The 26,571-nt window shown below is 58.1% G+C and carries 24 protein-coding genes; 12 read left to right on the top strand and 12 right to left on the bottom strand.

Annotated features, from left to right (window positions below):
• Window positions 1–27 precede the first annotated feature (27 nt).
• The 5 genes from SCL_RS08730 (at window position 28) to SCL_RS08740 (ending at window position 2,141) form a co-directional block, all read left to right on the top strand.
• Complete coding sequence (locus tag SCL_RS08730) at window positions 28–732, top strand: superoxide dismutase (RefSeq protein ID WP_096360860.1); 705 nt, start codon at window positions 28–30, stop codon at window positions 730–732.
• Between the two features lie 188 nt (window positions 733–920).
• The gene (locus SCL_RS08735; RefSeq protein WP_096360861.1) at window positions 921–1,415 is read left to right on the top strand and encodes an outer membrane lipoprotein; all 495 of its coding nucleotides are present in this window, start codon (window positions 921–923) and stop codon (window positions 1,413–1,415) included.
• Between the two features lie 96 nt (window positions 1,416–1,511).
• Window positions 1,512–1,661, top strand: a complete 150-nt coding sequence (locus SCL_RS14080; RefSeq protein WP_148665051.1) for a lmo0937 family membrane protein — start codon at window positions 1,512–1,514, stop codon at window positions 1,659–1,661.
• A gap of 92 nt (window positions 1,662–1,753) precedes the next feature.
• Window positions 1,754–1,915, top strand: a complete 162-nt coding sequence (locus tag SCL_RS14265) for a hypothetical protein (protein WP_172425993.1) — start codon at window positions 1,754–1,756, stop codon at window positions 1,913–1,915.
• Between the two features lie 19 nt (window positions 1,916–1,934).
• Complete coding sequence (locus SCL_RS08740) at window positions 1,935–2,141, top strand: DUF3185 family protein (protein WP_096360862.1); 207 nt, start codon at window positions 1,935–1,937, stop codon at window positions 2,139–2,141.
• Between the two features lie 236 nt (window positions 2,142–2,377).
• Here SCL_RS08740 and SCL_RS08745 read toward each other — a convergent pair whose 3' ends face one another.
• The 9 genes from SCL_RS08745 to SCL_RS08785 form a co-directional block, all read right to left on the bottom strand.
• On the bottom strand, window positions 2,378–2,971 hold the full coding sequence (locus tag SCL_RS08745) for a histidine phosphatase family protein (RefSeq protein ID WP_096360863.1): 594 nt from the start codon (window positions 2,969–2,971) through the stop codon (window positions 2,378–2,380).
• Window positions 2,968–5,385: a phosphoketolase family protein gene (locus SCL_RS08750; RefSeq protein WP_096361914.1), complete on the bottom strand. Its 2,418-nt coding sequence runs from the start codon at window positions 5,383–5,385 to the stop codon at window positions 2,968–2,970. The genes SCL_RS08745 and SCL_RS08750 overlap by 4 nt, the downstream gene beginning before the upstream one ends.
• Window positions 5,366–6,601, bottom strand: a complete 1,236-nt coding sequence (locus SCL_RS08755; protein WP_197702576.1) for an acetate/propionate family kinase — start codon at window positions 6,599–6,601, stop codon at window positions 5,366–5,368. The genes SCL_RS08750 and SCL_RS08755 overlap by 20 nt, the downstream gene beginning before the upstream one ends.
• Window positions 6,602–6,753: 152 nt before the next feature.
• Window positions 6,754–7,380 (bottom strand): rhodanese-like domain-containing protein, encoded by a 627-nt coding sequence (locus SCL_RS08760; protein WP_420823625.1) that lies wholly within the window; start codon window positions 7,378–7,380, stop codon window positions 6,754–6,756.
• A gap of 54 nt (window positions 7,381–7,434) precedes the next feature.
• The gene (locus SCL_RS08765) at window positions 7,435–7,782 is read right to left on the bottom strand and encodes a hypothetical protein (RefSeq protein WP_096360864.1); all 348 of its coding nucleotides are present in this window, start codon (window positions 7,780–7,782) and stop codon (window positions 7,435–7,437) included.
• A gap of 183 nt (window positions 7,783–7,965) precedes the next feature.
• Window positions 7,966–8,256, bottom strand: coding sequence for a YqjK family protein (locus SCL_RS08770; protein ID WP_096360865.1), 291 nt, complete (start codon window positions 8,254–8,256; stop codon window positions 7,966–7,968).
• Complete coding sequence (locus SCL_RS08775) at window positions 8,253–8,657, bottom strand: phage holin family protein (protein WP_096360866.1); 405 nt, start codon at window positions 8,655–8,657, stop codon at window positions 8,253–8,255. The genes SCL_RS08770 and SCL_RS08775 overlap by 4 nt, the downstream gene beginning before the upstream one ends.
• Window positions 8,658–8,678: 21 nt before the next feature.
• A complete protein-coding gene (locus tag SCL_RS08780; RefSeq protein WP_096360867.1) occupies window positions 8,679–9,002 on the bottom strand; it encodes an ElaB/YgaM/YqjD family protein in 324 nt (107 codons plus the stop codon).
• A gap of 174 nt (window positions 9,003–9,176) precedes the next feature.
• Window positions 9,177–9,812, bottom strand: coding sequence for a Crp/Fnr family transcriptional regulator (locus SCL_RS08785; protein WP_197702578.1), 636 nt, complete (start codon window positions 9,810–9,812; stop codon window positions 9,177–9,179).
• A gap of 245 nt (window positions 9,813–10,057) precedes the next feature.
• On the opposite strand from SCL_RS08785, the gene SCL_RS08790 reads away from it, so the two are divergent.
• The gene (locus SCL_RS08790) at window positions 10,058–11,785 is read left to right on the top strand and encodes a PQQ-binding-like beta-propeller repeat protein (RefSeq protein ID WP_148665052.1); all 1,728 of its coding nucleotides are present in this window, start codon (window positions 10,058–10,060) and stop codon (window positions 11,783–11,785) included.
• A 17-nt stretch (window positions 11,786–11,802) separates the two neighbouring features.
• Here SCL_RS08790 and SCL_RS08795 read toward each other — a convergent pair whose 3' ends face one another.
• The gene (locus tag SCL_RS08795; protein ID WP_172425994.1) at window positions 11,803–13,041 is read right to left on the bottom strand and encodes an ATP-grasp domain-containing protein; all 1,239 of its coding nucleotides are present in this window, start codon (window positions 13,039–13,041) and stop codon (window positions 11,803–11,805) included.
• 338 nt (window positions 13,042–13,379) lie between these two features.
• Between SCL_RS08795 and SCL_RS08800 the strand changes: the two genes are divergently transcribed.
• Together SCL_RS08800 and SCL_RS08805 are read left to right on the top strand one after the other, a co-directional pair.
• Window positions 13,380–14,861 carry an exopolysaccharide biosynthesis polyprenyl glycosylphosphotransferase gene (locus SCL_RS08800; protein WP_096360871.1) on the top strand — a complete coding sequence of 494 codons (1,482 nt, stop codon included), beginning with the start codon at window positions 13,380–13,382 and terminating at the stop codon, window positions 14,859–14,861.
• A 323-nt stretch (window positions 14,862–15,184) separates the two neighbouring features.
• Window positions 15,185–17,113, top strand: a complete 1,929-nt coding sequence (locus tag SCL_RS08805; protein ID WP_172425995.1) for a WecB/TagA/CpsF family glycosyltransferase — start codon at window positions 15,185–15,187, stop codon at window positions 17,111–17,113.
• Here the strand turns inward: SCL_RS08805 and bcsZ are convergent.
• Complete coding sequence (gene bcsZ, locus SCL_RS08810) at window positions 17,097–18,224, bottom strand: cellulose synthase complex periplasmic endoglucanase BcsZ (protein WP_096360873.1); 1,128 nt, start codon at window positions 18,222–18,224, stop codon at window positions 17,097–17,099. The genes SCL_RS08805 and bcsZ overlap by 17 nt on opposite strands.
• A 315-nt stretch (window positions 18,225–18,539) precedes the next feature.
• Here bcsZ and SCL_RS08815 point away from each other — a divergent pair, with 315 nt between their 5' ends.
• From SCL_RS08815 to SCL_RS08830, 4 genes are all read left to right on the top strand, one after another.
• Window positions 18,540–19,793 (top strand): acyltransferase family protein, encoded by a 1,254-nt coding sequence (locus SCL_RS08815; protein ID WP_096360874.1) that lies wholly within the window; start codon window positions 18,540–18,542, stop codon window positions 19,791–19,793.
• 242 nt (window positions 19,794–20,035) lie between these two features.
• Window positions 20,036–21,493: an ELWxxDGT repeat protein gene (locus SCL_RS08820; RefSeq protein WP_096360875.1), complete on the top strand. Its 1,458-nt coding sequence runs from the start codon at window positions 20,036–20,038 to the stop codon at window positions 21,491–21,493.
• A 178-nt stretch (window positions 21,494–21,671) separates the two neighbouring features.
• Window positions 21,672–22,316, top strand: a complete 645-nt coding sequence (locus SCL_RS08825; RefSeq protein ID WP_096360876.1) for an Lcl C-terminal domain-containing protein — start codon at window positions 21,672–21,674, stop codon at window positions 22,314–22,316.
• Window positions 22,317–22,459: 143 nt separating this feature from the next.
• Window positions 22,460–23,032, top strand: a complete 573-nt coding sequence (locus SCL_RS08830; protein WP_096360877.1) for an Lcl C-terminal domain-containing protein — start codon at window positions 22,460–22,462, stop codon at window positions 23,030–23,032.
• Between the two features lie 199 nt (window positions 23,033–23,231).
• On the opposite strand, the gene SCL_RS08835 is transcribed toward SCL_RS08830, so the two are convergent.
• A complete protein-coding gene (locus SCL_RS08835) occupies window positions 23,232–26,249 on the bottom strand; it encodes a cellulase family glycosylhydrolase (protein WP_096360878.1) in 3,018 nt (1,005 codons plus the stop codon).
• Window positions 26,250–26,571 lie beyond the last annotated feature (322 nt).

Genomic DNA, 26,571 nt, shown 5'->3' on the forward strand with positions numbered 1-26,571 from the left:
CTGGCTATTTGTCAGGAGTGATTCCCTATGAACATCGAAACCAATAAATCGCTTACCTATCCGTTTGCCCTGGCGCCATTGCCTTTCGCTTACGACGCACTCGAACCCTACATCGACGCGGCAACCATGCGGATACATCACGACAAACATCACCAGACCTACATCACCCGTCTGAATGCGGCACTCGAAACTTATCCCGAATGGCATGGCCTCAGCATCGAAAAACTGTTGCTGGAGCGGCATAGTGAGTTGCCAATCGCGATCCGACAAACGGTGCACGACCAGGGCGGTGGCCACCTGCATCATCAACTCTTCTGGGAAATTCTGAAGCCCGGCGCAACCGGGGACAGGCCCACCAGGGCGCTGGCGCAGGCGATCGATCGCAGCTTCGGTTCCTTCGATGCGTTCAAGGCCAGGTTTGTCGACACCGGCGCAAGGCATTTCGCCTCCGGCTGGGTGTTCCTGTTGGTGAACCCGGCAGATGGAAAGCTGGAAATCCTTTCCTGCCACGATCACGACAGTGCCGTGCTGGAGAATAAAACCGCCCTCCTCCTCAACGACCTGTGGGAACACGCCTATTACCTTAAATATCAGAGCGGGCGCGTCGACTATCTCAAGGTTTTCTGGAACGTCGTTAACTGGGAGCACGTCGGTCACCGGCTGGAAAGCGCGCTGGCCGGCAAGGTGCAGCCTGGGCCGTCGACTAAAAAATTCAGCCACTCAGTACGCTAGCGCACTGAATGTTTTCAGCAGAGGAGGATAATTGTTTGTAACGATGATCGGTCTTTGAAACCACGAATGCGTCAACTCCCGGTTTCGAAGCGATGCGGAAGCTTTCCTGACGCTGATCTCCGCCTCTTTCCTGCCTGGCATCGCTATCAGCGTTCCTCCGGGCTGTACTGCCCGAAAAGGCGGTCAATATGAATATGCAACTCAATAAGCCTCTGCACCTGCTGACACTGGCCGCAGGTATCGCCACGTTCCTGATCAGTATCGCCGGTATCGTGGGATGCAACATGAATAACCCGGGCAACAACGCAGCGCCCGCCAAATCAGCGGCTTACTCATCCAGGACGAAATGCACTGATTGCGGCCGGATCGAGTCGGTAGAGGAGGTCGTGACGCGTGGTGAAGGATCCGGTCTCGGTGCCGTCGGCGGGGCAGTCGTGGGTGGCGCTGTTGGTCACCAGGTCGGCTCCGGCCGGGGTCAGGACCTTGCGACGGTGGCCGGTGCGGTGGGCGGCGCAGTCGCCGGCAACGAGATCGAGAAGCGGGTGAAATCGACCAAGAGCTATGCCATCACCGTCCGCCTTGACGACGGGTCGAGCCGCGTTTTCTACGAAGCCAGCCCGCCGACGTGGCGGCCGGGCGATCAGGTCAAAGTCACCAACGGCGCGATTCAGTCGAACCGGTGAGATCGGCGCTGGTGCGATGAAACGCAGTAATGGCTGTTAAGCGGCGCCGCGGTTCTCATTGAACGCAGCGTCAATGCAAAGAAAAGGAGAATTGTCATGTTATATACGCTCGCTGTTGTTTTGGTCGTCCTGTGGCTCCTGGGGCTTGTCTCCTCCTACACCATGGGCGGTTTTATTCACATCCTGCTGGTGCTCGCCATCGTGGTTGTTCTGCTCAACGTCATCGGCGGAAGAAAGGCCCTGTGACTCTCTCGCGAGACCGTGCATGAATATCAGGTGGCAGGAATGATGGCCAGCGCCCCCTTCCCGCGCGCCTTACCCAGAGAAGGAGAAGTGTCATGTTGAAAATGAGCATTTTGATCGGCACGCCGTCGGCAATCACATATCTGGCGTCAACCAATTCTCAGCACCTGGATAATATTTTATATATTTTCGTGCTGTCCATAGCGGCGCTATTGGTTGCGATCCTGTCGCATATCAACGAAAAGTCCAGACCGTAGCAATTAAGGAGATTTTCCGATGGACAAGGCGATCTCGCTCGCCATTCTGGCCGCAGGAATACTGCTGGTGGTCTTCGGCATCAACGCATCGAATTCAATCAGTTCCGACATTTCCCGGGTTTTCACCGACGCACCGACCGACAAGGCGATATGGATGCTGGTCGGCGGGGTTGTCGTGACGATTATCGGGCTGGCGGGATTGCTGCGTGGATCGAAGGGAAATTGAAAAGATCTTCATGATTTTTCATCCGTACCGGTCTCCTCCAATAACCAATAACAGGTATTTGAAGCATATCTTGGCGCTCTGACCGCGGGCTCGCTGATTTCAGCAGCGACCAGCCAAGGCACTCCCCGCAGTGACTTAACCTCGAGGACTTGACTTATTCACTCTCCGGCTTGACCGTGTCAGCCCCGGATTTTCCCAATCCTGCATACCGCCTCGGTACCAGAGGATAGTGTGCACTACACCGAGTACCGCGCGTCATTGAGCAGACGGATGACTGGCTCATCCAAGCCATGGTCGCAACCCAGAATACTCACGGAGGCCGTCGCAAGATACAGGCGACGAGCTTCGAGAGCGGGCAACGCGACCCAACGCGCGATGAGGATGCGTAACAGGTCACGGTGCGCGAAGACCAGCACGTCGTTCCTGAGCGCACGGATACGAGCAATGACACGATCCGCGCGCGTAGCCACCTGCGCCAGCGTTTCCCCGCCCGGGCAACCGTTCTCGAACAAACGCCACGCGGGGCGCTCGGCGCGGATCTCTGACGTACGCCGGCCTTCGTAACTGCCGTAGTCCCATTCCATCAGATCGGAATCGGTCTCTGCGGATTCACCGAATCCTGCCAGCTCGCCGGTCCGCCGCGCACGTTGCAGCGGACTGGTGAAAACGTTGGCGAAGTTCAAACCTTTCAACCGAGCACCCAATTCCCGTGCGGCGTGCTCGCCCTGTTCGGTAAGCGGGATGTCAGTTCGGCCGGTGTGTTGTCCGCTGATAGACCATGCGGTTTCACCATGCCGGACTAGATAAACCTTGGGAAGCGCTTCGTTCATTGACGTGCTGAGGCTTTCTTCCTCATTTTCTTGACGCCCCATCTCCAATGCCGGATCTCTGGCATATCCTCGCCGTGTTGTCGTATGTATTGCTGGTGTTCGATGAGCTTGTCGCGGATGACTTGGGTCAGGTAGGCGGCACGCGAACCCAGGCTCGGCACCCGATCAATGACGTCTTTGGCCAAGTGGAAGCGATCTATATCGTTGAGCACCGCCATGTCGAAGGGTGTGGTGGTCGTTCCTTCTTCCTTGTAGCCACGCACGTGCAAATTATCATGATTGGTGCGCCGATAGGTCAGACGATGGATCAACCAGGGATAGCCGTGATACGCGAAAATAATGGGTTTATCCGTGGTGAACAAAACGTCAAAATCCTTGTCGCTCAGGCCGTTAGGGTGTTCGCTCTGCGGCTGCAAGGCCATCAAGTTCACCACGTTGATGACGCGGATCTTAAGTTCCGGAAGCTGCTGCCGCAGCATCTCCACCGCGGCCAACGTCTCCAGAGTCGGCACATCGCCGGCGCAAGCCATCACCACATCGGGATCGCCGCCCTCGTCGTTGCTGGCCCATTTCCAGACGCCCAGTCCGGCCGTGCAATGTTTGATGGCGGCATCCATGTCCAGCCATTGCAGTTCCGGTTGCTTGCCGGCAACGATAACATTGACGTAATGGCGGCTGCGTAAACAATGATCAGTCACCGACAGCAAGGTATTGGCATCGGGCGGCAGGTAAACACGGATGACATCGGCTTTTTTATTGACCACGTGATCGATGAAACCAGGGTCCTGATGGCTGAAGCCGTTATGATCCTGCCGCCACACATGCGAAGTTAATAGATAAGTCAGTGAGGCGATGGGTCGCCGCCAGGAAATCCGGCGCGTCACCTTCAGCCACTTGGCGTGTTGATTGAACATGGAGTCCACAACGTGAATAAAAGCTTCGTAGCAGGAGAAAAATCCGTGGCGGCCGGTCAGGAGGTAGCCTTCCAGCCAGCCTTGACACAGATGTTCACTCAAGACTTCCATCACGCGGCCATCAGGCGCAAGTTGCGTGTCGCTCTTCTGAATCTCACCCATGAATGCACGGTCGGTGACTTCAAATATATCCGCCAGACGATTCGATGCCGTTTCATCCGGACCGAAGACGCGGAAGTTACGTGCCGTCATATTCTGCCGCATCACATCACGCAAGAAGGCGCCGGTAACGCGCGTGGCCTCGGCCTTCACCGAACCGGGACCAGGGACTTTGACGGCGTAATCGCGAAAATCGGGCAGGTCAAGATCACGCAGCAGCAAACCGCCGTTGGCATGCGGATTCGCTCCCATGCGGCGATCGCCTTGTGGTGCCAGCTCGGCGAGTTCCGCCACAAACTTGCCGGACGCATCGAAAAGTTCTTGCGGGCGGTAACTTTTCATCCACTTTTCCAGCAGCCGCAGATGCGCAGGATTTTCGGCCAGGTTCGCCAATGGCACCTGGTGTGAGCGCCACGAACCCTCCGTTTTCAAGCCATCTACTTCTTTAGGCCCGGTCCAGCCTTTCGGCGTGCGCAGAATAATCATGGGCCACAGGGGACGCTGCTTGAAACCCTGGCGGCGCGCCACAGATTGAATCTGGCGGATCTCCTCGACGATCCGGTCGAGCGTCGCGGCCATGAGTGGGTGAACTTTTTCCGGATCGTCGCCTTCGACGAAATACGGCTTATATCCGTAGCCGCGGAACAACGCTTCCAGTTCCTCGCGGCCGATTCTGGCGAGGATCGTCGGACTGGCAATCTTGTAACCGTTCAGGTGCAGGATGGGCAGCACCGCGCCGTCGTGCACCGGATTAAGAAATTTGTTCGAATGCCAGCTGGTGGCCAACGCTCCGGTCTCCGCTTCGCCATCGCCAACTACACAAGCGACCAGCAGATCGGGGTTATCGAATGCAGCGCCGTACGCGTGCATCAGGGAATAGCCGAGCTCGCCGCCTTCGTTGATAGAACCTGGCGTTTCCGCCGCCACGTGGCTGGGGATGCCGCCGGGAAATGAAAATTGCGTGAACAGCCGTTTCAGACCGCGCTCGTCCTGCGAGATGTTTGGATAAAGCTCGCTGTAGGTCCCCTCCAGATAAGTATTTGCCACCAGACCCGGTCCACCGTGTCCTGGCCCGGTGACATAGAGCATGTTGAGGTCATACTGCTTGATGATGCGGTTGAGATGCACGTAGATGAAATTCAAACCTGGCGTGGTGCCCCAATGACCCAGCAGCCGCGGTTTCACATGTTCCAGTTTCAGGGGCTTTTTGAGCAGCGGATTGTCGTACAAATAAATCTGACCAACCGACAGGTAGTTGGCGGCCCGCCAATAAGCGTTCATTTTGCGCAGAAGATCGGGTGACAACGGTTGGTCCTTGAGTTTAGGATTTTTTGTCTTCATGTCCATATGCATTTTCCTTTTCAATGGGGAGGCCCAAAACGCGGCAGACTAATTTCGCGATCATCACTTCCTCATCCGTATGCATGACGCGAACAACGGCCCGGCTGGTCTCCGCGGAAATTACGTCCACATTCGCCACATTGCGTTTTTCCTCGATCTCGATTCCAAGAAATTCCAGCCCGCCGCAGATACGCGCTCGAATAACCGGTGAGTTCTCGCCGATGCCGCCGGCAAAGACGAGCGTGTCCAGCCCACCGAGCGCGGCGGCAAACGCCCCGATGCACTTTTTTGTCTGGTAGCAGAACAGCGCCACCGCTTCGGCGGCGCGAACATCTTCGGTTTCGCGCACCAGCAGATCGCGTAGATCGGAACTCGTTTCTGAAACACCGAGCAATCCCGATTCATGATTGACCATGTGATGAAACTGCTCAGCGGTCATGTGCTCGGTTTGCGCCAGGTAGCCAACCAGCCCTGGATCGAGATCGCCGGAACGGGTGCCCATCGGCACGCCGGCGGCCGGCGTGAAGCCCATGCTGGTGTCGATACTTTTACCGCCGCGAACCGCGGCCAGGCTTGCCCCATTTCCAAGGTGGGCCAGGATCACCCTGCCCCGCGCCGCCTCGGCGCTAGCCACGTGCACCAACTCTTCCATGAGGTACGAATAAGACAGGCCGTGAAAACCGTAGCGCTCGATGCCATGCTCCTGGAAACGCCGAGGTATGGGCAGGATCTTAGCGACCCGCGGCATATTGTGATGAAAAGCGGTATCGAAGCACGCTATCTGCAACATACCCGGAACCCGCTCGCGAAATAAATCGATCACGGTAATCTCGGAAGGCAGATGCTCCGGCGCGTAAACGCTGATGCGGCGCAGCGCATCGAGCAATTCCGGGGTAGCGCGTTGCGGCTCGTTGTAGTGGGCGCTGCCGTAGACGATGCGGTGGCCTACGGCCTCGATCGACACGAGGCCGATTTGCTCGTCGAGCCAATCGAGTAGAAAGTTCGCCGCCGGCCGGTGACCGAAGTCGCCGATGATACGGCTGTCGTGCTGATTGTGTTCCAGGTCGTCAAATGTCAGCGTGGTGCCGCGCAACCCGATGCGGTCGACTTTGCCATGCAACCGTCGTTTCAGCGAATCACCCATCCGATACAACGTAAACTTGATGCTCGACGAGCCGCCATTCATCGCCAGTACGTACGGTTTTTCTTGCTTCACGAAATGATCGCTCTTGTATTCAAGTGGGTCATTTTCAGCGCGAAAAATATTCTCTTTAAGGAGGTGTCCGGCAACGCGACTATATTGAAGATGAGCCCGCCGGCCGCTGAACCCACGGAAATGCCCGAGTGGCGACTGCCATCTATAAACGATTATTTACCCAATGGCTCGACCGTGGTCAGCCCCAGGTTTTCCCAATCCTGCATGCCGCCGCGATACCAGAATAATTTGTGCGCCGGATAACCGATTTTCAGCAAGTCCTTGATATTGGTCGGCGACTGTCCGCACCAGGAACCGTTGCAGTACATCACCAGCGTTTTGGCACCGTCAAAATTCCAGAAGCCATCCTGCCGCCTGGCGCTGAGTTGTTTCTCTAAAATATCCCCCACGGCGGTCGAGCCGGACTTGCCGATATCAAGCTTGTCCCATGGAATATTCACCGTTCCAGGAATAGCCCCCTTTTCCACCCAGTCGGGCGTACGCGAATCGACTACCATGATTGATGCATCGCCGTCATTTATTTTCTTGAGAAACTGCAACACTTCCAGTTCACCAATGGTTTTCACGCCCGGCGCCAGTTCCGCGGGTTGAATGCAGAACGGTGGGCATTTTCGCGAAGTCTTGGCAAAATCAGGATTGACCGTATTGTTCTGATCCTGATTGCGCATGATGGTGACCTTCCGGCCATGATGCATTACGTCCACCGACGCCAGAGCGGCGGTGATATTCACGTCCAAAGTCAGCGACGCGACTGAAGCAGACGGTGGATAGCTCTTCACGTGTGGGCAGGGTGGACACTGTGCACGGCGCGTTACGCTGTCCGTGTGTATACCTTACATGCCTTTCATCCCGCCATCCATCCTGCCGCCCTTGACGTCACCGCCCATCATCCCGCAGCCGCCCATCGTGCCATGCATCATCTGCATGCTGGCCTGCATCATCTTGGCGTGCTCCTGCATGAGCCGTTCGCGCTCCTGCGGATTCTTCGCTGCCATGATCTTGTGCATTTGCTCGTGCATCCGCAGCATGTTCTCCTGCATCTTGCCCATCTGCATCTGCTTGTCTTTCTCTGTCATGGCCGCCGGTTCTTTGTTCTTATCATATTGGGCATCGTCCGCCCGGCCAAGCGGCGCTAAAAGCGGCAGGGTGGCCAATACAGCTATAAGAAAGAATTTTTTCATCTTTAATTCTCCGTTAGTTAGGGTGGCAGGAAATACTTCGGACAAATACTTGACTCGGGTCCTCAATAAGTTTGAGGCTCTCCATTAAAGAAAACACGAATCATCAAGCGTTCGGCTATTACTAGCGCCGGTTATTTTTTTCCAAAAATAACACCATAACCAGAACTGCTTGGGTTGCGGTATTCATGACAGGATCCGACGTCGCCAACTCTGCACCATCCGCCATGCCCCGAAGCCACTGACCGCCAAAGCCAACAAGCGCCAAGGACGCGCCAAAACCGTGATGACCACGGGTAGCAGTAAAGTCTCAGGGTGACGTTTGAGGTAATGGATTCCTCTGCTGACTTTGTCAATCATTCGAGAGAGTTGCCGCAGCGAAGCACTATTGCGCGCGATCGCGGCGCGCTCAATGGCAATTTGCGCGACGAGATCGTCGCGTTGCCTCACCAACGCTAAAGCTGTCGCATGGGTCATGGTGAATTCAACTGCTGCCGGTCTTTGTAGAGCTCGGCCAGGCTCGCTTCGAACAGACGCGGCCCTGATTTCAACCTGGCGCGAACCATGGCTCCGGTAATCCCGGCGCCCGCCAGAAACAACACGGCGAGAATTGCCACGGCGTGCAGCCGGTAGGGCGTGTCCCAATATGCCGCGATGATGAACAGCACCGCGAGGATCAGCGTCATAAAAGAAAAAAACAGCGCCAATATCACCCCCACTAAAAGCGACGTCAGCCTGAGTTTTTCCTCGGCAAACTCGATTGCAAAAAGTTCCAACCGGGTATGCAGATGGGAAACCAGGCTCGCGGCCAGGTTCTTGATGGAACCGTATAGCCCCACAGCAGGCGGCGCGCCGGCGGTCTGGATATCACGCTTCACTGGCTGATCTCCAGTGAAGTATTAACGCTTTGCGACCAAAAAGCCGATTAATACGCCAATCCCCGCGGCGATGCCCACGGCGGTCCACGGATTGCCCTTCACGTAATCGTCGGTTGCCGTCGCGGCCTGCTTGGCCTTGTCGACCACGTTCCGCTCAGCCTCCGCCAGACTCGTCTTGGCGCTCTTCAGCCTCTCCGCAAACTTTGCGCGTGCGACGTTGAAGCCTTCACCGGACACTTTCGCCGTCGCCTGTAACAGATCATCGGCATCGGTAACGATTGCCTTGAAATCGTCGACCATTTTTCCCTTGGTCCGATTGAATTCACCCATTGTTTCTTCGCTCATCGCAGCCTCCTTTTGTCATTCGATAATCACTGATCATAATAATTATTCCCTTTCCCCCCAAAACCTTCGGTGCGCTGTCGCACATAAGGCTGGCAAAAACAACGACGCCACGTCCAAGCAGGCGCCCTGGTAACAGATGGGTTCAGGCTTCGGAGTCAAAGCACAAGCTGCTTCCTAATCCAGCATGCGATCACGGAGATTGTTGACATCCCGATAGCAGCGGCACGAGGCGCGCTCCAGACCCTTGCGATCGAGAACGGTAAGGCTGCCCCGGCGATAACTGATAAGTTTTTTTTCCTGCAGCAGCCCGGCCGCCCGGGTTACACCGACACGGCGCACTCCGAGCATGTGCGCGAGGAATTCCTGTGTAAGATGAAACTCGTTCGACTGCAGCCTGTCCTGCGTCATCAAAAGCCAGCGCGCCAGGCGCTGCCCCAGCTGATGATGGCGGTTGCAGGCGGCGGTTTGTGCCACCTGTGCCATGAACGCATAGAGATAGTGGCTCAACCCGAGTTGCAGCGCAGGGCTGCGCTTTATCTCGTTGCGAAACGACGTTGCCTTCATTCGCGTCGCGCTGCCTGAGCCTTGCACCAGCATTTGCACGGGGGAAACACCGCTGCCCAAAAAGAGTCCCATTCCCGCCATGCCTTCCCTCCCGACCAGCCCGACCTCCACGCTCTCATGCCCGCCCAATGGAGTCAGCAGGGATATGACACCGCTGTTGGGAAAGTAAACATGCCGTATTGGCATGCCGGGCTCACAAAGCACATCGCCATACACAAGCCTTACCTGTTCGCTGGCGGCGAGCATGCGCTGGTTTTCCTTGGGTGGCAGGGACCGCAATACGCTGTTGGTTATCCGGGCGGGTGTGGCAATTGACATTGAATTCCTCTGCTTGTCAGTTAATACGCATCTGCGCACGGATGCTGTACGTCAGCGCACATAAAGAACTAATTAGTGATCTGTGATTGTGTCGCCGCCTGTCTGAACACCGAGGCAAGTGTGCGTTGACGCACCGATTAACCGCTTTTCCGGGATCACACTGCGAGCGGTAAATGAACCCGGTCACGCCATGGGCTTGGAGCATGATATCCGCTGCGATGGAAATTACAGGAAGGCTCCCAGAAATAGTCATCCGACCTGAAGCTGAAACCAGGATATTTCTTGTCGCAGCGCTGCTGGCTGCCAGCTTTTTTACAGGCTGTTCAAGCAGTGACAGTGGTGGAACCACTGCGACGGATCCGTCCACTCCGGATACGACGGTGCCAGCCCCGGCGCCTCCGAGCCCTCCGACGGCGGTCAATGTCCTCACTTATCATAATGACAACGCGCGTACCGGACAGAATCTCCAGGAAACGCTGCTCACGCCCGCGAATGTCAACGGCACGACGTTCGGTAAGCTCTTTTCATATCCCGTGGATGGTTCTGTCTACGCCCAGCCGCTCTACGCAACGAATGTGCGTATCGCCGGCCAGCTTCACAATGTCGTATTCGTGGCTACCGAACACAATAGCGTCTATGCCTTCGATGCCGATAATAAGACCAGTGTTCCGCTTTGGCGTACCAGCTTCATTGATCCTGTTAACGGCATAACCACCGTGCCGAGCCGCGACACCAACTGCGACGATATCAACCCCGAAATCGGAATCACGAGCACGCCGGTTATTGATTCCGTCACGGGCATCCTCTACGTGGTGGCGATGACGAAAGAAAACGGCGCTTACGCACATCGCCTGCATGCGCTTGATATCGCCACCGGAAATGAAAAGTTCGGAACAGGAATGAAACTTCAAGCCTCCGTCCCCGGTACCGCGGCGCCCAATGACGGCAAGGGCCGGCTCGTTTTCAATTCACTTCTGGAAAACCAGCGTGCGGCGCTATTGCTGAGCAACAATGTCCTCTATATCGCCACTGGCTCGTTTTGTGATCTCGGCAACCACCACGGCTGGGTGCTGACCTATGATTCGAAGACCCTAAACCTTCTCGGTGCCTTCAGCAGCACGCCCAATGGGAACGAGGGAGGAATCTGGCAAAGTGGCGGCGGCGCGGCGGCCGATGCCAACGGCAGCATCTATCTCATCACGGGGGATGGCAGCTTCGATGCGGCCTCCGGCGGCAGCAATTACGGAAACACATTCCTCAAGCTTTCGGGTGCAGCGCTCACGGTAGCCGATTACTTCACGCCGTTTAACCAGGCCACCCTGGCGGCCGTGAACGGCGACCTGGGCTCGGGCGGCGCACTGCTGCTGCCGGATCAGTCCGCGGGACCTGCGCATCTTTTGGTGAGCGCCGGCAAGCAGGGCACCATTTACCTGTTGAACCGCGACAACATGGGAAAGTTTCAGGCAGCGAATGACAGCCAGATCGTGCAATCTCTGCCGCGGCCGTACCCGCTGTTCGGGACTCCGGCGTACTTCAAGAATACAGTCTACATGGCGGCTGCCGGAGACAGGCTGAATGCCTATGTCTTGAGTAATGGGCAACTTTCCCTCTCGAAGCAATCGACATCCATCTTCGGCTGGCCCGGTGCCACGGCCGTTATTTCCGCCAACGGTTCAACCGACGGGATCGTGTGGGCGCTGGAGACCAATGGATCCGGCGCGCCGGCCGTACTCCATGCTTACTCGGCCGCAGACGTTTCGATCGAACTCTACAACAGCAATCAAAACTCGGGGCGTGATTATCCCGGACCGGCGATCAAGTTCAGCGTTCCGACCGTGGCAAACGGCAAGGTCTATGTCGGCTCACAATATCAAGTCTCAGTTTTTGGATTGCTTCCCTGACCCGATAACGAAAAGGCCTATCGGGCGAACGTGGTTTTTTTATCAGCGAGGGTTGAGGAAGCAAGGTGTTTGAATCCGTTTAAGCTCAAATGATCGTACGCGTAATCCACACTAACCGGCGCGCTGGCCGGATCTTTATGCCGGGCCGGCAGAATGGACGACTTCCGGCGCATACGCGCCCACCAACGGGCGATCATGCCGCGCTCCGACCAGGGCCGATCGAGGCAATCCTGAACCAGCCCTTGCTCGTCCCACGGTATGTCGTGATAGTCCGTGCGCAGATAGGGGCTGCCGCGATCCCTGTGCCACTCGCCGGGAAACATGGCGATGACATCGTGATCTATCGTTGCAGGCGGCGCAACAGGCGAAGTTCCTGTCAATTGTGCATAAAGCGCGGCAGGGAGATTCCGTCCCGCACCCAGCGGCAGATGACAAATGGGTGTGGCGCGCGGATTCACTTCGATAAGGTAAGCGGCTCCGGTCAGTGCCTCCAGGACAAAATCAACCCCCCACAATCCGGAAATCCCGAACCGGCGCACCAGCCGATTCACCGCCTCGGACATCTCCGGATTCTCGATGACGCGCACGACGGTGGCCGGTCCCGTCGGGTGCTGCGTCCTGATCGCTTCCACGCTGATGCCTGCCAGAACCTGTCCCTGCCAGCATGCGACCGCCCGGTTGGCGGGAGTACCCGGTATGAAATCTTGCAGGATAATGCTGCGTCGCGTTTCTTTCAGTAAATTCAGAAAAAATGACGGGTCTCGTTCCAGGAGCATGCGCGCCACGCCATTCACCAAGGCCGGACGCGACCTCATGGCCCCAAAGGCATGCTCGGCCTCCTCGTGATTACGAACGATCGAGACCCCCTGTCCGCCCCAGGTGCGGTCTGCTTTGATCACTGCTGGAAAGCCGTGCTGCGCGAGCCAGGCATTCAGTTCGCCCGGCCTCGTCACCACGGCGGTTTCCGGGATACGCACCCCCTCCTCCGCGGCCTGGGCCATCAATCGGCCCCTCGCCGTCGCGAGCGCACAAGCCTGGGGCGTGCCCAGCGAGCGCGCAATAAGAGCACGTAATGCATTCGCCGATGGGCCTGTTTCGCCGGTGCGCACATATAACTGATGAAGGTGGGCTGCCGCATCGTCATCGCAAGGAATGACGAGATCGGGCGCAGACGATTCGATGGCGGCGCGCAACGAAACCAATGGCTTCAGCGCGGAGTATGGGTAAATCCGGTGGATGGCTCGCGTCGTGGTCACGGGATGCTGGCGCGGACAGACTGCGTCCACGCGGCAGCCCATACTGGAAAAGGCAATAGCAAGACGGGCTGCGATCGGCCAACGGAGAGTCGCCGTTAGGAGAATGCCCGACTTTGCATGGGCTGGTGCTCGCTTTAACCCGTCGACCATGGCTGGATTCATTTCCGGTTAGAACGATCTGGTATTGACCGCACGCACATAAGACATGTCTTGCACCGGCGCAGGCCGCTGATTCAAACCCGGTCAGTCTGATTCACGACACACTCAGAGTCTGTACGCCAACGCACTGAGTACGGCGACGCACAGACTCTGAGTCGCTGAAAGTTTATGTTCCGCGCATGAATTTCTCCGAAGGGACTTGGGGCAGTCACATTGGGCGGCCCGCGCGGCGCGTGTTGAGCCGCAGTGTGGCTACGGTAGCCAGCGATCTGCTTCCGCTGGGCGATTTTGCCTGCCTCCTCCTCGCCGCCTCCCTCAGCACCCTGCTCTACGCCCAGTGGCTGGCACCACCGGATCTCGCCCCCGGCTTCGGGGGCGATTTCGCGTCGGCGGCGCTGGTCGCGGCGGTGCTGGCGCCGTTCATTCTTTATGACAAGCGCTTCGGCGCGGTCGCCAGCCGCGGGCAGATGCCGGTGCTGGTGCGCTCCCATGTCCTGCGCTTTGCGATCTTTGCCGGCGTGGTGCTGGCGCTGGGTGGCGTCAGTCAGGCGCTGGAACCCTTTCCGCGCGGCTGGCTGGTGACCTGGTTTGCCACGAGTCTGTTGCTGACTTCGCTTACGCGGGTGTTGGTGGCCCGGACGGTGCGGCATCTGCAGCGCCAGGGGGTGTTGACCGAAGTCATCGCCGTGGTCGGCGCCGGTCCGGTAGCCGACCGGCTGGTGCAGGCGCTGCGCCAGACCCGGCCGGAGACCATCGAGCTGTTGGGTGTCTTCGATGACAAAATCATTGGTGCGGTGCCCGGCGTGATCAAGCCGGCCGGCACTCTCGCGCAATTGATCGAGCTGGGCAAGACCCGCCAGATCGACTGGATTCTGCTGACGCTGCCGCCCACGGCGGAGCAGCGGGTGTTGTCGGTGGTGCAGCGTCTGAAGGCCCTGTCGGTGCCGATCGGGCTGTGTCCGCCGAACGTGGGCCTGACGCTGCCATACCGCACCATCGGTTACGTGGGGGGTAACGTGCCGGTGAATTTGCTGGCGGATCGGCCGATCAAGCGCTGGGACGCGGTGGTCAAGGGGGCGGAGGATTACCTGATCGGCGGGGTCATCACCCTGCTGCTGTTGCCGCTTCTGGCTCTTATCGCCCTGGCGATCAAGCTCGACGACCCGGGGCCGGTCATCTTCAAACAGCGGCGGCACGCCTTTAACAACCACGAATTCGATATCTATAAATTCCGTACCATGCGCTGGAATCCCGCGGCAGCGACCGAAAACCTCAGGCAAACTTCGCGTAATGATGACCGCGTCACGCGCGTCGGCCGCTTCCTGCGCGCGTCGAGCCTGGATGAACTGCCGCAACTCTTTAACGTTCTTAAAGGAAATATGTCGCTGGTTGGCCCTCGGCCGCACGCGGTCAATATGCGAACCGAAGACCGGCTGTGCCATGAAATAACCGGCCTGTATGCCCATCGTCACCGCGTAAAACCCGGCATTACCGGATGGTCGCAGGTAAACGGTTCGCGTGGCGCTGTCGATACCACGGCGCAATTGCATCGGCGCGTGGAACTGGATCTGCACTATATAGAAAACTGGTCGCTGCTGCTGGACCTGAAAATCCTGGTGCTGACCTGCCGCGAGGTTCTCAAGAGGACTAACGCTTTTTAGAAATAGAGCCAGCCCGGCACATCTCCCTGTTTTCGTTTTCAAAACCAAGTAAACATCCCTGCCAACTGTTCATTTTTGAATCTCGTCTTATTGCTGTTGTCACCACGCATTAAAAAATATCGCAGCGAAATCGCCCGTATCTGATTGCTGCCGGTTCGCCGTGCGGATGCCGGTATCGGAAGAACAATGTGCGACAACGCACAGAGTACGGCGACGCACAGACGCTGAGTTGTTTGATGATTATCTTCTGCTCCATAAATCCAACCTCCGGGCGCCACATGAATCTACCCAATGAATACCAAATAGATTCATTCGATGAATCTTTGACCAACGTTACAACGCAATCCGACAAATCCGGATTGAGTTACAGCGTGGTTTCCATGGCCAGCGGTCTGCTCCTGTTATTCGATCTGCTGTGCCTCCTCCTCGCCGCCTCCCTCAGCACCCTGCTCTACGCCCAGTGGCTGGCACCACCGGATCTCGCCCCCGGCTTCGGGGGCGATTTCGCGTCGGCGGCGCTGGTCGCGGCGGTGCTGGCGCCGTTCATTCTTTATGACAAGCGCTTCGGCGCGGTCGCCAGCCGCGGGCAGATGCCGGTGCTGGTGCGCTCCCATGTCCTGCGCTTTGCGATCTTTGCCGGCGTGGTGCTGGCGCTGGGTGGCGTCAGTCAGGCGCTGGAACCCTTTCCGCGCGGCTGGCTGGTGACCTGGTTTGCCACGAGTCTGTTGCTGACTTCGCTTACGCGGGTGTTGGTGGCCCGGACGGTGCGGCATCTGCAGCGCCAGGGGGTGTTGACCGAAGTCATCGCCGTGGTCGGCGCCGGTCCGGTAGCCGACCGGCTGGTGCAGGCGCTGCGCCAGACCCGGCCGGAGACCATCGAGCTGTTGGGTGTCTTCGATGACAAAATCATTGGTGCGGTGCCCGGCGTGATCAAGCCGGCCGGCACTCTCGCGCAATTGATCGAGCTGGGCAAGACCCGCCAGATCGACTGGATTCTGCTGACGCTGCCGCCCACGGCGGAGCAGCGGGTGTTGTCGGTGGTGCAGCGTCTGAAGGCCCTGTCGGTGCCGATCGGGCTGTGTCCGCCGAACGTGGGGCTGACGGTGCCGTACCGCACCATCGGTTACGTGGGGGGTAACGTGCCGGTGAATTTGCTGGCGGATCGGCCGATCAAGCGCTGGGACGCGGTGGTCAAGGGGGCGGAGGATTATTTGCCCCGCTGGATAATAACCCTGGCGATGTTGCCGCTGGTGGCGATTGATGCGCTCGCGGACATGCTGCTCAGGCCGGTTCCCGTCATTCCACAAGCACGCGCCGCGAAATTAACTTTTCAGTTCGACAATTACGATGTCGCAGGATTCACGGATGTCGCTGCCAGCTTCGGACAGGACCGTTACGGCTATGTGGTGACGCCGAACGCGGATCACATGATCCGCCTGCACGAGGATGTCTCGTTCCGCGCGCTCTACGCCGCTGCCAGCTACATACTCCTGGACAGCCGCTTCCTGGCGCATGTATTGCGCATCACCAAGGGACTTCATCTGCCGGTTTGCACTGGCAGCGATCTCACGGCAAAGCTCTTATCCGATGTAATCTCGCCGGACGACCCGCTGGTGCTGATCGGCGGCAGTAACGAACAGGCACGCAAGCTTGGCGAACGCTATGGTCTGCGGAATCTGGCGCACTTCAATCCGCCGATGGGATTCATTCGCGATCCGGAGGCAGTGGAAACCTGCTTGCGTTTCATCGAGACCCATAGCCCGTTTCGTTTCTGCCTGCTGGCGGTGGGTGCCCCGCAGCAAGAAGCCGTGGCACAGCTACTGAAGACACGTGGTATCGCCCGTGGCCTGGTGCTGTGCATTGGTGCCTCGATCAACTTCCTCACCGGCGACGAGCGCCGCGCGCCGTTGTGGATGCAGCGCAGCGGCATGGAATGGTCCTACCGTCTGATGCAAGCCCCGCGACGCATGGCAAAGCGTTATCTCGTGCGTGGGCCGCGCGTCTTTGCGCTGCTGCATAAGGCCGAGATTGTACTTCGCAAGGTAACGACACCTGTGCCGCAGGCGCTGCCGACACCCAACCTGCAGACCCTGCCCGCCGTGCTTGCTGCCCAGCCGGCGCGTCTCCGGCTGGTGGTGGCAGCGTCCAATCAACCGGCCTTGCCCGTGGCTTCCGCTTCAGAACCAACGCCTGTACTGGCGCAACGGACGCATGCCGAGCACGGGCATCGCAACGTCAGCGCATCCATTTAGGCAGCAAACGCCCCTGGTCGTCGAAACGGTACTGGCCATCGAGCCAGCCTTTGCCGAACAAAATCAATACCTGATCGTAATAGTTGGCAGGCTCACCCTGTTTGGCGCGCAACAAGGCGGCCCGCACCCGCTCATGCTGCTTTTCCAGTGTCGGCTTGTCGCCGAGCGCGCTCAGGAACGGCAACACTGCGCCCGAATAGCCGACCGGCGAATAATCGGATTTTACTGCCACGGCGGTAACCGGATTGACCTTCTCGGGCGGTACACCGAGCTGGCGGATCAGCACGGCATAAGTGGAGAGCATCTTGACCGTTTCCCGGCTGCTGCGCCCGGACATCCCCGCCCAGAGATACACGCGAATGGCGTCGTAGCTCCCGGAGGGTTCACGCTGGGTGTCCGGCATGACCCTGCCCGTGGAATCGACCACGAACAAATCAGGCGCAACGCCTGCACTGAAAACTTTTGGCGTCATGCGACGATAGCTGTCCCACACCGCCTGCCACGGACCTTTCGGGTCGACCGCGGCCAGGTAGCGAAACATGAACTCCGGGTAATAGCTGGGATTAAGCCAAAAACGTCCTTTATCGAGCTGGAAACCAACGGGCCCCGGCAGCAGCACCGGGCCGGCGCTTCCCGCCTGGGCAATCTCGTGACGCCGGATCAGGACCAGCAGCTTGTGGGCGGTATCGGCATAATCCGGCGCCTTCCACAAACGCGCGGCTTCCAGCAGGCTGTAGGCGATCCATAAATCGGCATCGGAAGCGGCATTCTCATCCTTCACGCCCCAACTGCCGTCATCGCGCAATCCCCAATGCCAGGCGGGGAGTTTTTTGCCCAGCTGTCCGGCGGCGAGATTATCGGAGGTCCACTTGAGAATGGAGTCAAACCTGGCACGGTCATTGGCGACCAGGGCAAAGAACATCCCGTACGACTGCCCTTCCGACGTACTTTTGCGTTCGAAGGTTATATCGATCACACGGCCGTCGGCCTGCACAAAACGTTCGACGAAATCGTTCCACTCCGGCCAGTCAGACGACGCGCTGACGGACGCAGACGTGCTCAACAACGCGCACAGCAGAATACCCCGAAACATGATTGCCTTGAGGTGCATCACTTTTTCTCCGGTTGTATACAAGATTCCCGCCGACCCGTGCCCGCTTAATCACGCAAGGACCGGGCACAGTGATCGCCGCTTCAACCGGCGATTTTCCGCCTGGCTGTCACCAGGCCTCAGGCGCTCATCTGAAAACTAATCGGCGCATGCCCGTGCGGTCTGTGCGGTCTCGTACACAGTGAGGCAGAAGGTGTTCTACCGTACAGAAACAGGCCGGGTGCGGTGGGACACTGGCCATGTCGGAATAGCTGTTACCTTTATCTGTAGCAGGTGTATCGGCCATGATTATTGCCGTGCTACGCCGGGATCCACATGAACCTCGACGCCACATGGGCATACTTCGTTCTCATGGCAGTCGTCATGGGAATCGCAGCATTGCCCCAGTTTCTCTTTGTAGACAACACGCCCAGTCCGGGCGCGCGCTACTCCGCGCTTGACGGGCTCAGGGGATTCTCCGCCCTCAGCGTATTCGTTTTCCATCTTGTCGTGGTGCACCGGTTCATCGAGACCGGCATATGGGACGTGCCGGACTCCCGCTTCTACGCCTTGCTGGGGCCGGTCGGGGTGTCGCTGTTCTTCATGATCACCGGTTTCCTGTTTTGGGGGAAAATGCTGCGCGCGAAGGGTCGGCCACGCTGGCACGATCTGTATACAGGCCGGCTGTTCCGCATCGGGCCCATGTATCTGTTCGTCGTGCTCGTGATGCTTTACATCGTGTTCGCGCGCACCGGCTTTCAGTTGCATGAGCCGGCGGGCGTCGTGGCGGGATCGGTGCTTCAATGGCTGGCCCTCGGCGTGGTGGATGCACAGCCCGATGTCAATGGCTACCGGGCCACCCACGTGCTCGCCGGTGTGACCTGGACGATTTCGTACGAATGGGCGTTCTATGCCTCGCTTATGGCGACGGCGTATTTTGCCCGCGGCAGATTCCATTTGCTGTTTGTGCTTGGTGCGCTTGCCCTCTGTCTCGCCGGAAAGGTGTTGCTGCAAATCAACGCGATTGGTCTCGCGGTGCTTTTTTTGTGCGGCATGGCCGTCGCCTCGCTGCTGCACGAGAACACGAGACTGCGAATCCCGCACGCTCTGTCTTCGGCCATGGCGCTGGTATTGCTGCTGACCGTGCTCGCCACGTCGCGCAACGGTTATGGTACAGCTACCGCGATGTTGCTGGCGCTGTTTTTCTATCTCGTGTGCTCGGGCGCGTCGATATTCGGTTTACTCACGACCACGCCCGCGCGCCGGCTGGGAAACATCAGTTACAGCCTGTACCTGATGCAGGGACTGGTGCTGACCCTGGTTTTCGCGATCGAGCCGATCAGGAACTTTGCCATGGCATCGCCACTGAACTACTGGGCCATCGGTATCGTCTGTGCGGGCATACTGCTGCTCAGCGCTGCGCTCGGCTATGCCTTCATAGAGCGGCCCGGAATCGCGTTAGGCAAGCGCCTTATCCGGCGCCACACCTTGCGACAGGCTGGTGATGACACAGCGCCGGTAACGGGCCCGCTGCCTGAGCCCGCGCTGAAAAAATATGCCCTGACATACCTGCTTCGTAACAATAAATAAGCTCGCCGTGAACGCGGCGTAGGCGGGGTTGAAAATCCCTATAGCGCCAGTCGTTCGGGGAGGCGTTCTGGTTCGAAGAATTTCAATAAACTCTTCTGTATAAGCCTGCTATCGAACAGACCCGCTTGGTTTCCGGGTTCATTATCCGCTTTCACGCACAAACCCGTCTTCTTTAGACGGGTGATTACCCACCCGACGCCCAGAATGTGCGTTGGCATTTTTGCAAAGCGAGAAGAAAATTTATGAAAAAACAGACTGTCTTCGTCTCCTCACCCCTGTTCAGTTGCCTGCGAATTTCCTGCGTCACGGCTTTGCTGTTCACGCTCGGCGCTTGCGGATCGAGCGGCGATGGAGACAGCGGGTCAAACAGCGCCACCGGCAGTGGCGGCGGATCGGGCGTCGCCTCAGAAATCAAGCTCCTGGCCGTCGACGACGGCGTCAACGGCTTAGAGCCCTGGAAAACCGACGGCACCGCCGCCGGCACGGCGATGGTGAAGGATATCAATCCCGCGCCCGGGGTAAGTTCCCTCGGCTCCGACTTTACGGCCTTCAACGGCGAATTTTATTTCAAGGGCAACGACGGTGTGAACGGCTCTGAACTCTGGAAAACCGACGGCACCGCCGCCGGCACGGTGATGGTGAAGAACATCAATCCCGCGACCGATCCGCTCTTTGATCCCACGACTGGGGCAACTGTTGGCCCGCGCGGATTCACCGTCTTCAACGGCGCATTGTATTTCCAGGTCGACGACGGCGCGCACGGCTATGAACTCTGGAAAACCGACGGCACCGCCGCCGGCACGGTGCTGGTGAAGGATATCGATCCCGCGACCGGGTCGAGTTCCGGCGCTTATAACTTCACCGCCTTCAACGATGCGCTTTATTTCTCGGCCTACGACGGCGTGAACGGCACTGAACTCTGGAAAACCGACGGCACCGCCGCCGGCACGGTAATGGTGAAGGACATCAATACGCAGGCCAGTGGGAGTGCCTCCCCTGCCTTCCTCACTGTTTTCAACGATGCGCTTTATTTCAGAGCCGACGACGGCGTGAGCGACAGTGAGCTGTGGAAAACCGACGGCACCGCCGCCGGCACGGTGCTGGTGAAGGATATTAATACCGTCACAACTTCTGGTTCCGTTATTTTTGAATTCACCGTCTTTGGCGGCGCACTTTATTTCCAGGCTTACGACGGTATGAACGGCGCCGAACTCTGGAAAACCGATGGCACCGCCGCTGGTACGGTAATGGTCAAGAACATCAGCCCCGCTGGGAGTTCCTTGCCATCCGACTTCACTGTTTTCAACGGCGCGCTTTATTTCCAAGCCAACGACGACGTCAACGGCATAGAGCTCTGGAAAACCGACGGCACCGCCGCCGGCACGGTGATGGTGAAGGATATCAACCCCGTCGCCGGGCTGGGTTCCTTCCCTGTCTTGTACGCCGTCTTCAACGGCGAACTTTATTTCAGAGCCGACGACGGCGTGCATGGCGTTGAGCTCTGGAAAACCGACGGCACCGCAAACGGCACGGTGCTGGTGAAGGATATCAGTACCGCATCGGATTCCTTTCCTGTCAGCTTTTTTGTCCTCAACAATGCGCTTTATTTCAATGCCAACGACGACGAGAGCGGCAATCAGCTCTGGAAAACCGACGGCACCGCCGCCGGCACGGTGCTGGTGAAGGACTTCAATCCCTAGCTCGCCGCCCACATCGGGAGGAATAGTGCGGCGAATTCCGCCGCAGGCAGGAGAGTTGCCACAGGCGGAGGAACAATGCCCGACTATCGCCGCCATCACACTTCGGGTAACTGTGGTTTAACCGGGGACCCATGAACTGGGGGCTTCATTTTTAGTTTTAATACCCGAAGAGGGAACCATGTCCAACCTTAAACGCTTATTGGTATCGACGGCCATTCTGATCGACCTCTTGCTTACCGCCTGCGGTGGAGATGGAGGTGGAACCGGGAGTGAAAATGGAAGTGAAAGTGTGCCGCCAGCCAGTACCGGCACCATCGCCCTGCCCAAAACCGGTCAGACCACGTGCACCGATGCCACCAATGCCGTGATTGCTTGCCCCGGTACCGACCAGGATGGCGAGCAACAGACCGGCGTGGCCTGGCCAAATCCGCGCTTCAGCATGGACGGCACCGGCAACTGCATGACCGACAACTTGACTGGCCTCATGTGGGTCCGCGATCCGGATTATCGTATGTCCAACTTCAGGGCTCAGACCTGGCAACAGGCCCTGGATTCTGCCGCCAGCCTCGAGCTTTGCGGCTATAGCGATTGGCGGCTGCCGAATCGCAAAGAACTGCGCAGCCTCATCAATTATGGGATGACCGGCGGCGCCTGGATAGCCAGCCAGGGCTTCAGCAATGTGCTAACAGGTAATTACTGGTCATCGTCGAGTGTTGCCGGCAGTGCGACCGACGCGTGGGCCATTATCCTTCTCAACGGTGTCGTGCTCGCCGACGTTAAGTCCGATGGCAACTACGTCTGGCCCGTGCGCACCGGACAATAGGGTATTTGGATATTGGACCTTTTCGTGCAGCGGAGAATGACGTGGATCAATACGAACATTCGCGCCCTTCTACGACAAAAACGATGGAGATTGCGTCACCCTTGATATCAATATTTTGATTCCTGATTACGGAGAACCTAAGCATGCGTAACCTTCATCTGATTCTGGTACTGGCCACATGCCTGTTGCCGCTCACCACGGCGCAAGCCGCGCCCGCCGACCTGCCCAAAACCGGTCAGACCACCTGCACCGACACCGCTGGCGCGGTGATTGATTGCGCCGGTACTGGCCAGGACGGCGAGCACCAAGCTGGCGTGGCCTGGCCGACTACGCGCTTCAGCGTAGACGGCACCGGCAACTGCGTCACTGACAACTTGACGGGGCTCATGTGGGTCCGGAGTCCGGATGCCACCGTTCGGACCTGGCAACAGGCTCTCGACTTCGCCAACAACCTCGACCTTTGCGGTGCTGCCGACTGGCGGTTGCCGAATGTCAACGAGCTTGAAAGTCTGGTGAACAGTGAAGCGGCCGATCAAGCATCCTTCCTGAACATCCAAGGCTTCAGCGGCGTTCAGGCAGGCAGCTACTGGTCATCGTCGATTTATGCCGCACTTGGGCCCGCTTACGCGTGGATCGTAGGCATGAGCGATGGCTACGTGAACGCCGATGATAAAATCCGCAGTAGCTACGTCTGGCCCGCGCGTGGCGGACGGTAGGGTATTGGCAGATCGGGTCAATTTGCGGATCGAGGGGCGGCCGCATCGGCAGGCGGCGCATCGAGGGGAATAGGCATTCTCCTCATGTGCCGCCTGCGCCGTCTACCTCTGCGCACACCATAACATTCCCAACTAAAGCTCCGTTGGTGAACGACACCCACTCTACATACTACACGCCTGTATTCCAACTAAAGCGCGTTTACTGCACCGTAAACGAACTCGCCGTAAACGCCACGTAGGCCGGATTGAAGATGCCGATGGCGCCGGTGGTCGCCCCGGCCGGGATGGTCACCTGCGCCTGTGTGTCGCTGATGACTCTCACCGTGGCGTTATGCGCGGCCCCGACCCACGCCAGGTTCGAGCCGGTAAAACCGGACCCGTTCAGTGTTACCACCGTGCCCACCGGGCCGGAGCTGGGGGAAAAGTTCATGATGCCCTGTTGCGGGTAGGCCGTCGTGCCGGTTGTCACGGCGAAGGACGTGGCCGTGAACGCGACATGACTTGGGTTGAAAATCCCGATGGCGCCGGTGGTCGCCCCGGCCGGGATGGTCACCTGCGCCTGTGTGTCGCTGATGACTCTCACCGTGGCGTTATGCGCGGCCCCGACCCACGCCAGGTTCGAGCCGGTGAAACCGGACCCGTTCAGCGTCACCACCGTGCCCACCGGTCCGGAGCTGGGGGAAAAGTTCATGATGCCCTGTTGCGGGTAGGCCGTCGTGCCGGTTGTCGAAGTTGCCGTTGGCGTTGCTGAAGTTACCGTCGACGTCGTTGATGCAGAACCGAGCGCCGCACGTATCCCGTCCAGGAATTTCTGCGCAATCTTGGCATGCGCGGCTTCGGTCGGATGAATGCCATCGTATAAATCGGCGGTCGTCAATACCGAGTTGGCATCGACAAAGCGCACGCGTTGGCCCGCCGCGGCCCGCGCATCCACATTCCTGCGAATGACGGCGTTGAATTGCTGAGTCAGCACCGCCCGATCGATATTATTTGGTTGAATGATCAATGAAGCTTGAGGCGGAATAGACGCTACGAAGATCCAGGCATTGGGACGCGCTGTCCTGAGTTGATCGATCAATGCGTTATGGCGAGCTCCAATTTGATCCGCATTCTTGTCTGTCCACCAAGCGATGTCATTGGTGCCTACCATGAGAAGAATAACGTTGGGTTGCGCAGATGCCGTCCACGTAGTGACACTGCTCGCGATACCATCGATGGTAATCCCGGAGTGTCCCTCGTGATCTTTGTCGGCAACACGCGTCCATTGGTCAGACAGTGTGCCCACATAGCTGACGCCGCAGTTGTTTTGCTGCAAACCGGTATACAGGTTATTGCGATATCCGCCGTTCACGCCAAGCGTGATGGAATCACCCAGTGGCATGATGTTGCTGCAGCTTTGAAGCTGAATACCGCTTGATGCAGTCGTGGAACCGGAAGTGGTAGTGGATGTGGTTGTTGTCGACGTATTCCGGTTAACCAGCGTGACATTATCGATATAGAAAGTCAGGTTCGACGTGGTGTTATTCTGAAATAAAATCTTTCGGAATGAGACGCCTTTGGGGTTCATGACCGAGAGTGGGATTTCGACGTGATACCAAACCCCCGGCGCAAAAGACGGCACGTAATTCGATATTTTCGCGGCCGTACCCCAGCCGAGATCCAGGCTCGCCACCAGCGAATTCATGGCGGCGCCCACCACCGGACCCGCGGACACATCGAAACTCAGATGGGTATAAAGATTGGCGGGTTGATCAACCCACTTCCAATTGGCGTCGCGGCTGTCAAAGCTGATCCCGCCCCAGGTGGTGGTGTCCACTTTGACGGCGCTGAATCCGGACTTTACAAGTTGATTCTGGAGCGTCGAGGTCGAGCTCCAGCCGGAAAGCTGCCAGAGAGACGTCATGGCATCGTTAAAAATTTCCGTCGATCCAGCGGTTGGCAACGGCGTTGCGGGTGCGGGTTGCGGTGCCGTCGTAGTCGTAGTCGTCGTTGGCGGCGGCACCGTGGTCGTGGTCGTTGGTGCGCCCCACAACTTCTTCACCAACGCCAGCTTGTCCTGACGCACGTTCAAACTGTCGTCGAGGATGCCACCGGTATCGCCGCTGTTGGGGGTATAGCACCAGTAGAAACTGTTGCGCACGCCTTTGCTCAGAAGATAATCCACCAGGGCGTTCTGCCAGGTGATGTCCTGCTGGCCGCCGCTGCCCTGCCCGTACTTGCCGCCCCATTCACCGATCACCACGGGATGCGTCTGGAAGAACTGGCCAAACAGGGCATCCCAGTGCGCCGGCAGATTGGCCGGGAACGTGGGGTCACTGAACGAGGACTTCACGTACACGTCCGGACCATAGGTGTGCGGCGTCAGCACCAGCTTGTTGAGCGGGATGTTGAGTGGCTGATAGGCCTGGGGCTGAAAGTCTTCGCCCCAGTTCATGGGAATGTTGGAGTTCTCAACGCTGTCGTAGTTGCCGTTGATGCCCTGAACGAAAATCAGCAGGTTGGGGTTGGCCGCCAGCACCGCCGCCGAGGCGGATTCCGCCGCGGCCTTCCAGAAGTAGATCGGATTAGTGACGTTGGCGTCGCCCGCGCTCCAGCGCACGATGCCGTTGGGCTCGTTATAGATATCGATGCCGAGGAAGTGGGTCAGATTGGCATAGCGTTTGGCGACAAACACGAGGTCGCGTATCCAGTTTTCCTTGGTGTAGGCCTGGTTGTTATAGATAAGGCTGAAATCGGCCGGGTTGGACACGAACCACGTCGGGTACTGTCGTTGCTTCGACACGCTGTGGAAATCGAGCAGGATGTACATGCCCTGGCGATCGGCCTCGGCCATCCACAGGTCGATGACATCCAGCGAGGTCTTGCCGATCAGGTCCGGATTGAGCTTGGCGTCAATGTAGCTCAGCTGATTGACGGGGGTTTTGTTGTAAAGCGTATCGGGCACATACGGCACGCGGATGGCGTTGAAGCCTAGGCTCTTGATCTGGGCGATTTGCTCTTTCCAGCCCATGGCCCACAGGTACTGGGGCTGCAGGATGGTGGCGTTGAAGCCATAATGGCTGATGCCGCGGATCTGGATTTCCTGGCCCTGGGCATCGTATATCTTGCCGGCCTGGGCGAAGTAGCCGGCGGCTATTGCGTTCGTGGCAGCTGCTATAGTAAAAAGCACCGCTAACGAGAACGCCCGAAACGTCCGATAAAAAAGACCCCTTTTCATCACTTAAACCTCTCCCTGAGCACTGGTTGCCTCGATACATCGCAGTTCCATTGCCTGTATTCGCACCCCTGAGGGCAACTACACCGGCGCCGGCGTTCGCTTCGTACATATTAATAAGCACTTGTCTGTACGGTAGCCCACGTAGGCACCAAACATACACATAAGTTCGTTATCTATGGACTAACGTGCGCCGGAAGGAGCGTTAGGTCTGACGAGCGGGTATACGATCATTCTGGTAGGTTTTTCTCAGCATTCGTCGCGCGCGACGACCGGGAAATCCGTCGCACACAAAAAGGGCCCGGCATATCGCACGGGCCCTTCA

The sequence above is a fragment of the Sulfuricaulis limicola genome (assembly GCF_002355735.1).
Lineage (GTDB): Bacteria > Pseudomonadota > Gammaproteobacteria > Acidiferrobacterales > Sulfurifustaceae > Sulfuricaulis > Sulfuricaulis limicola.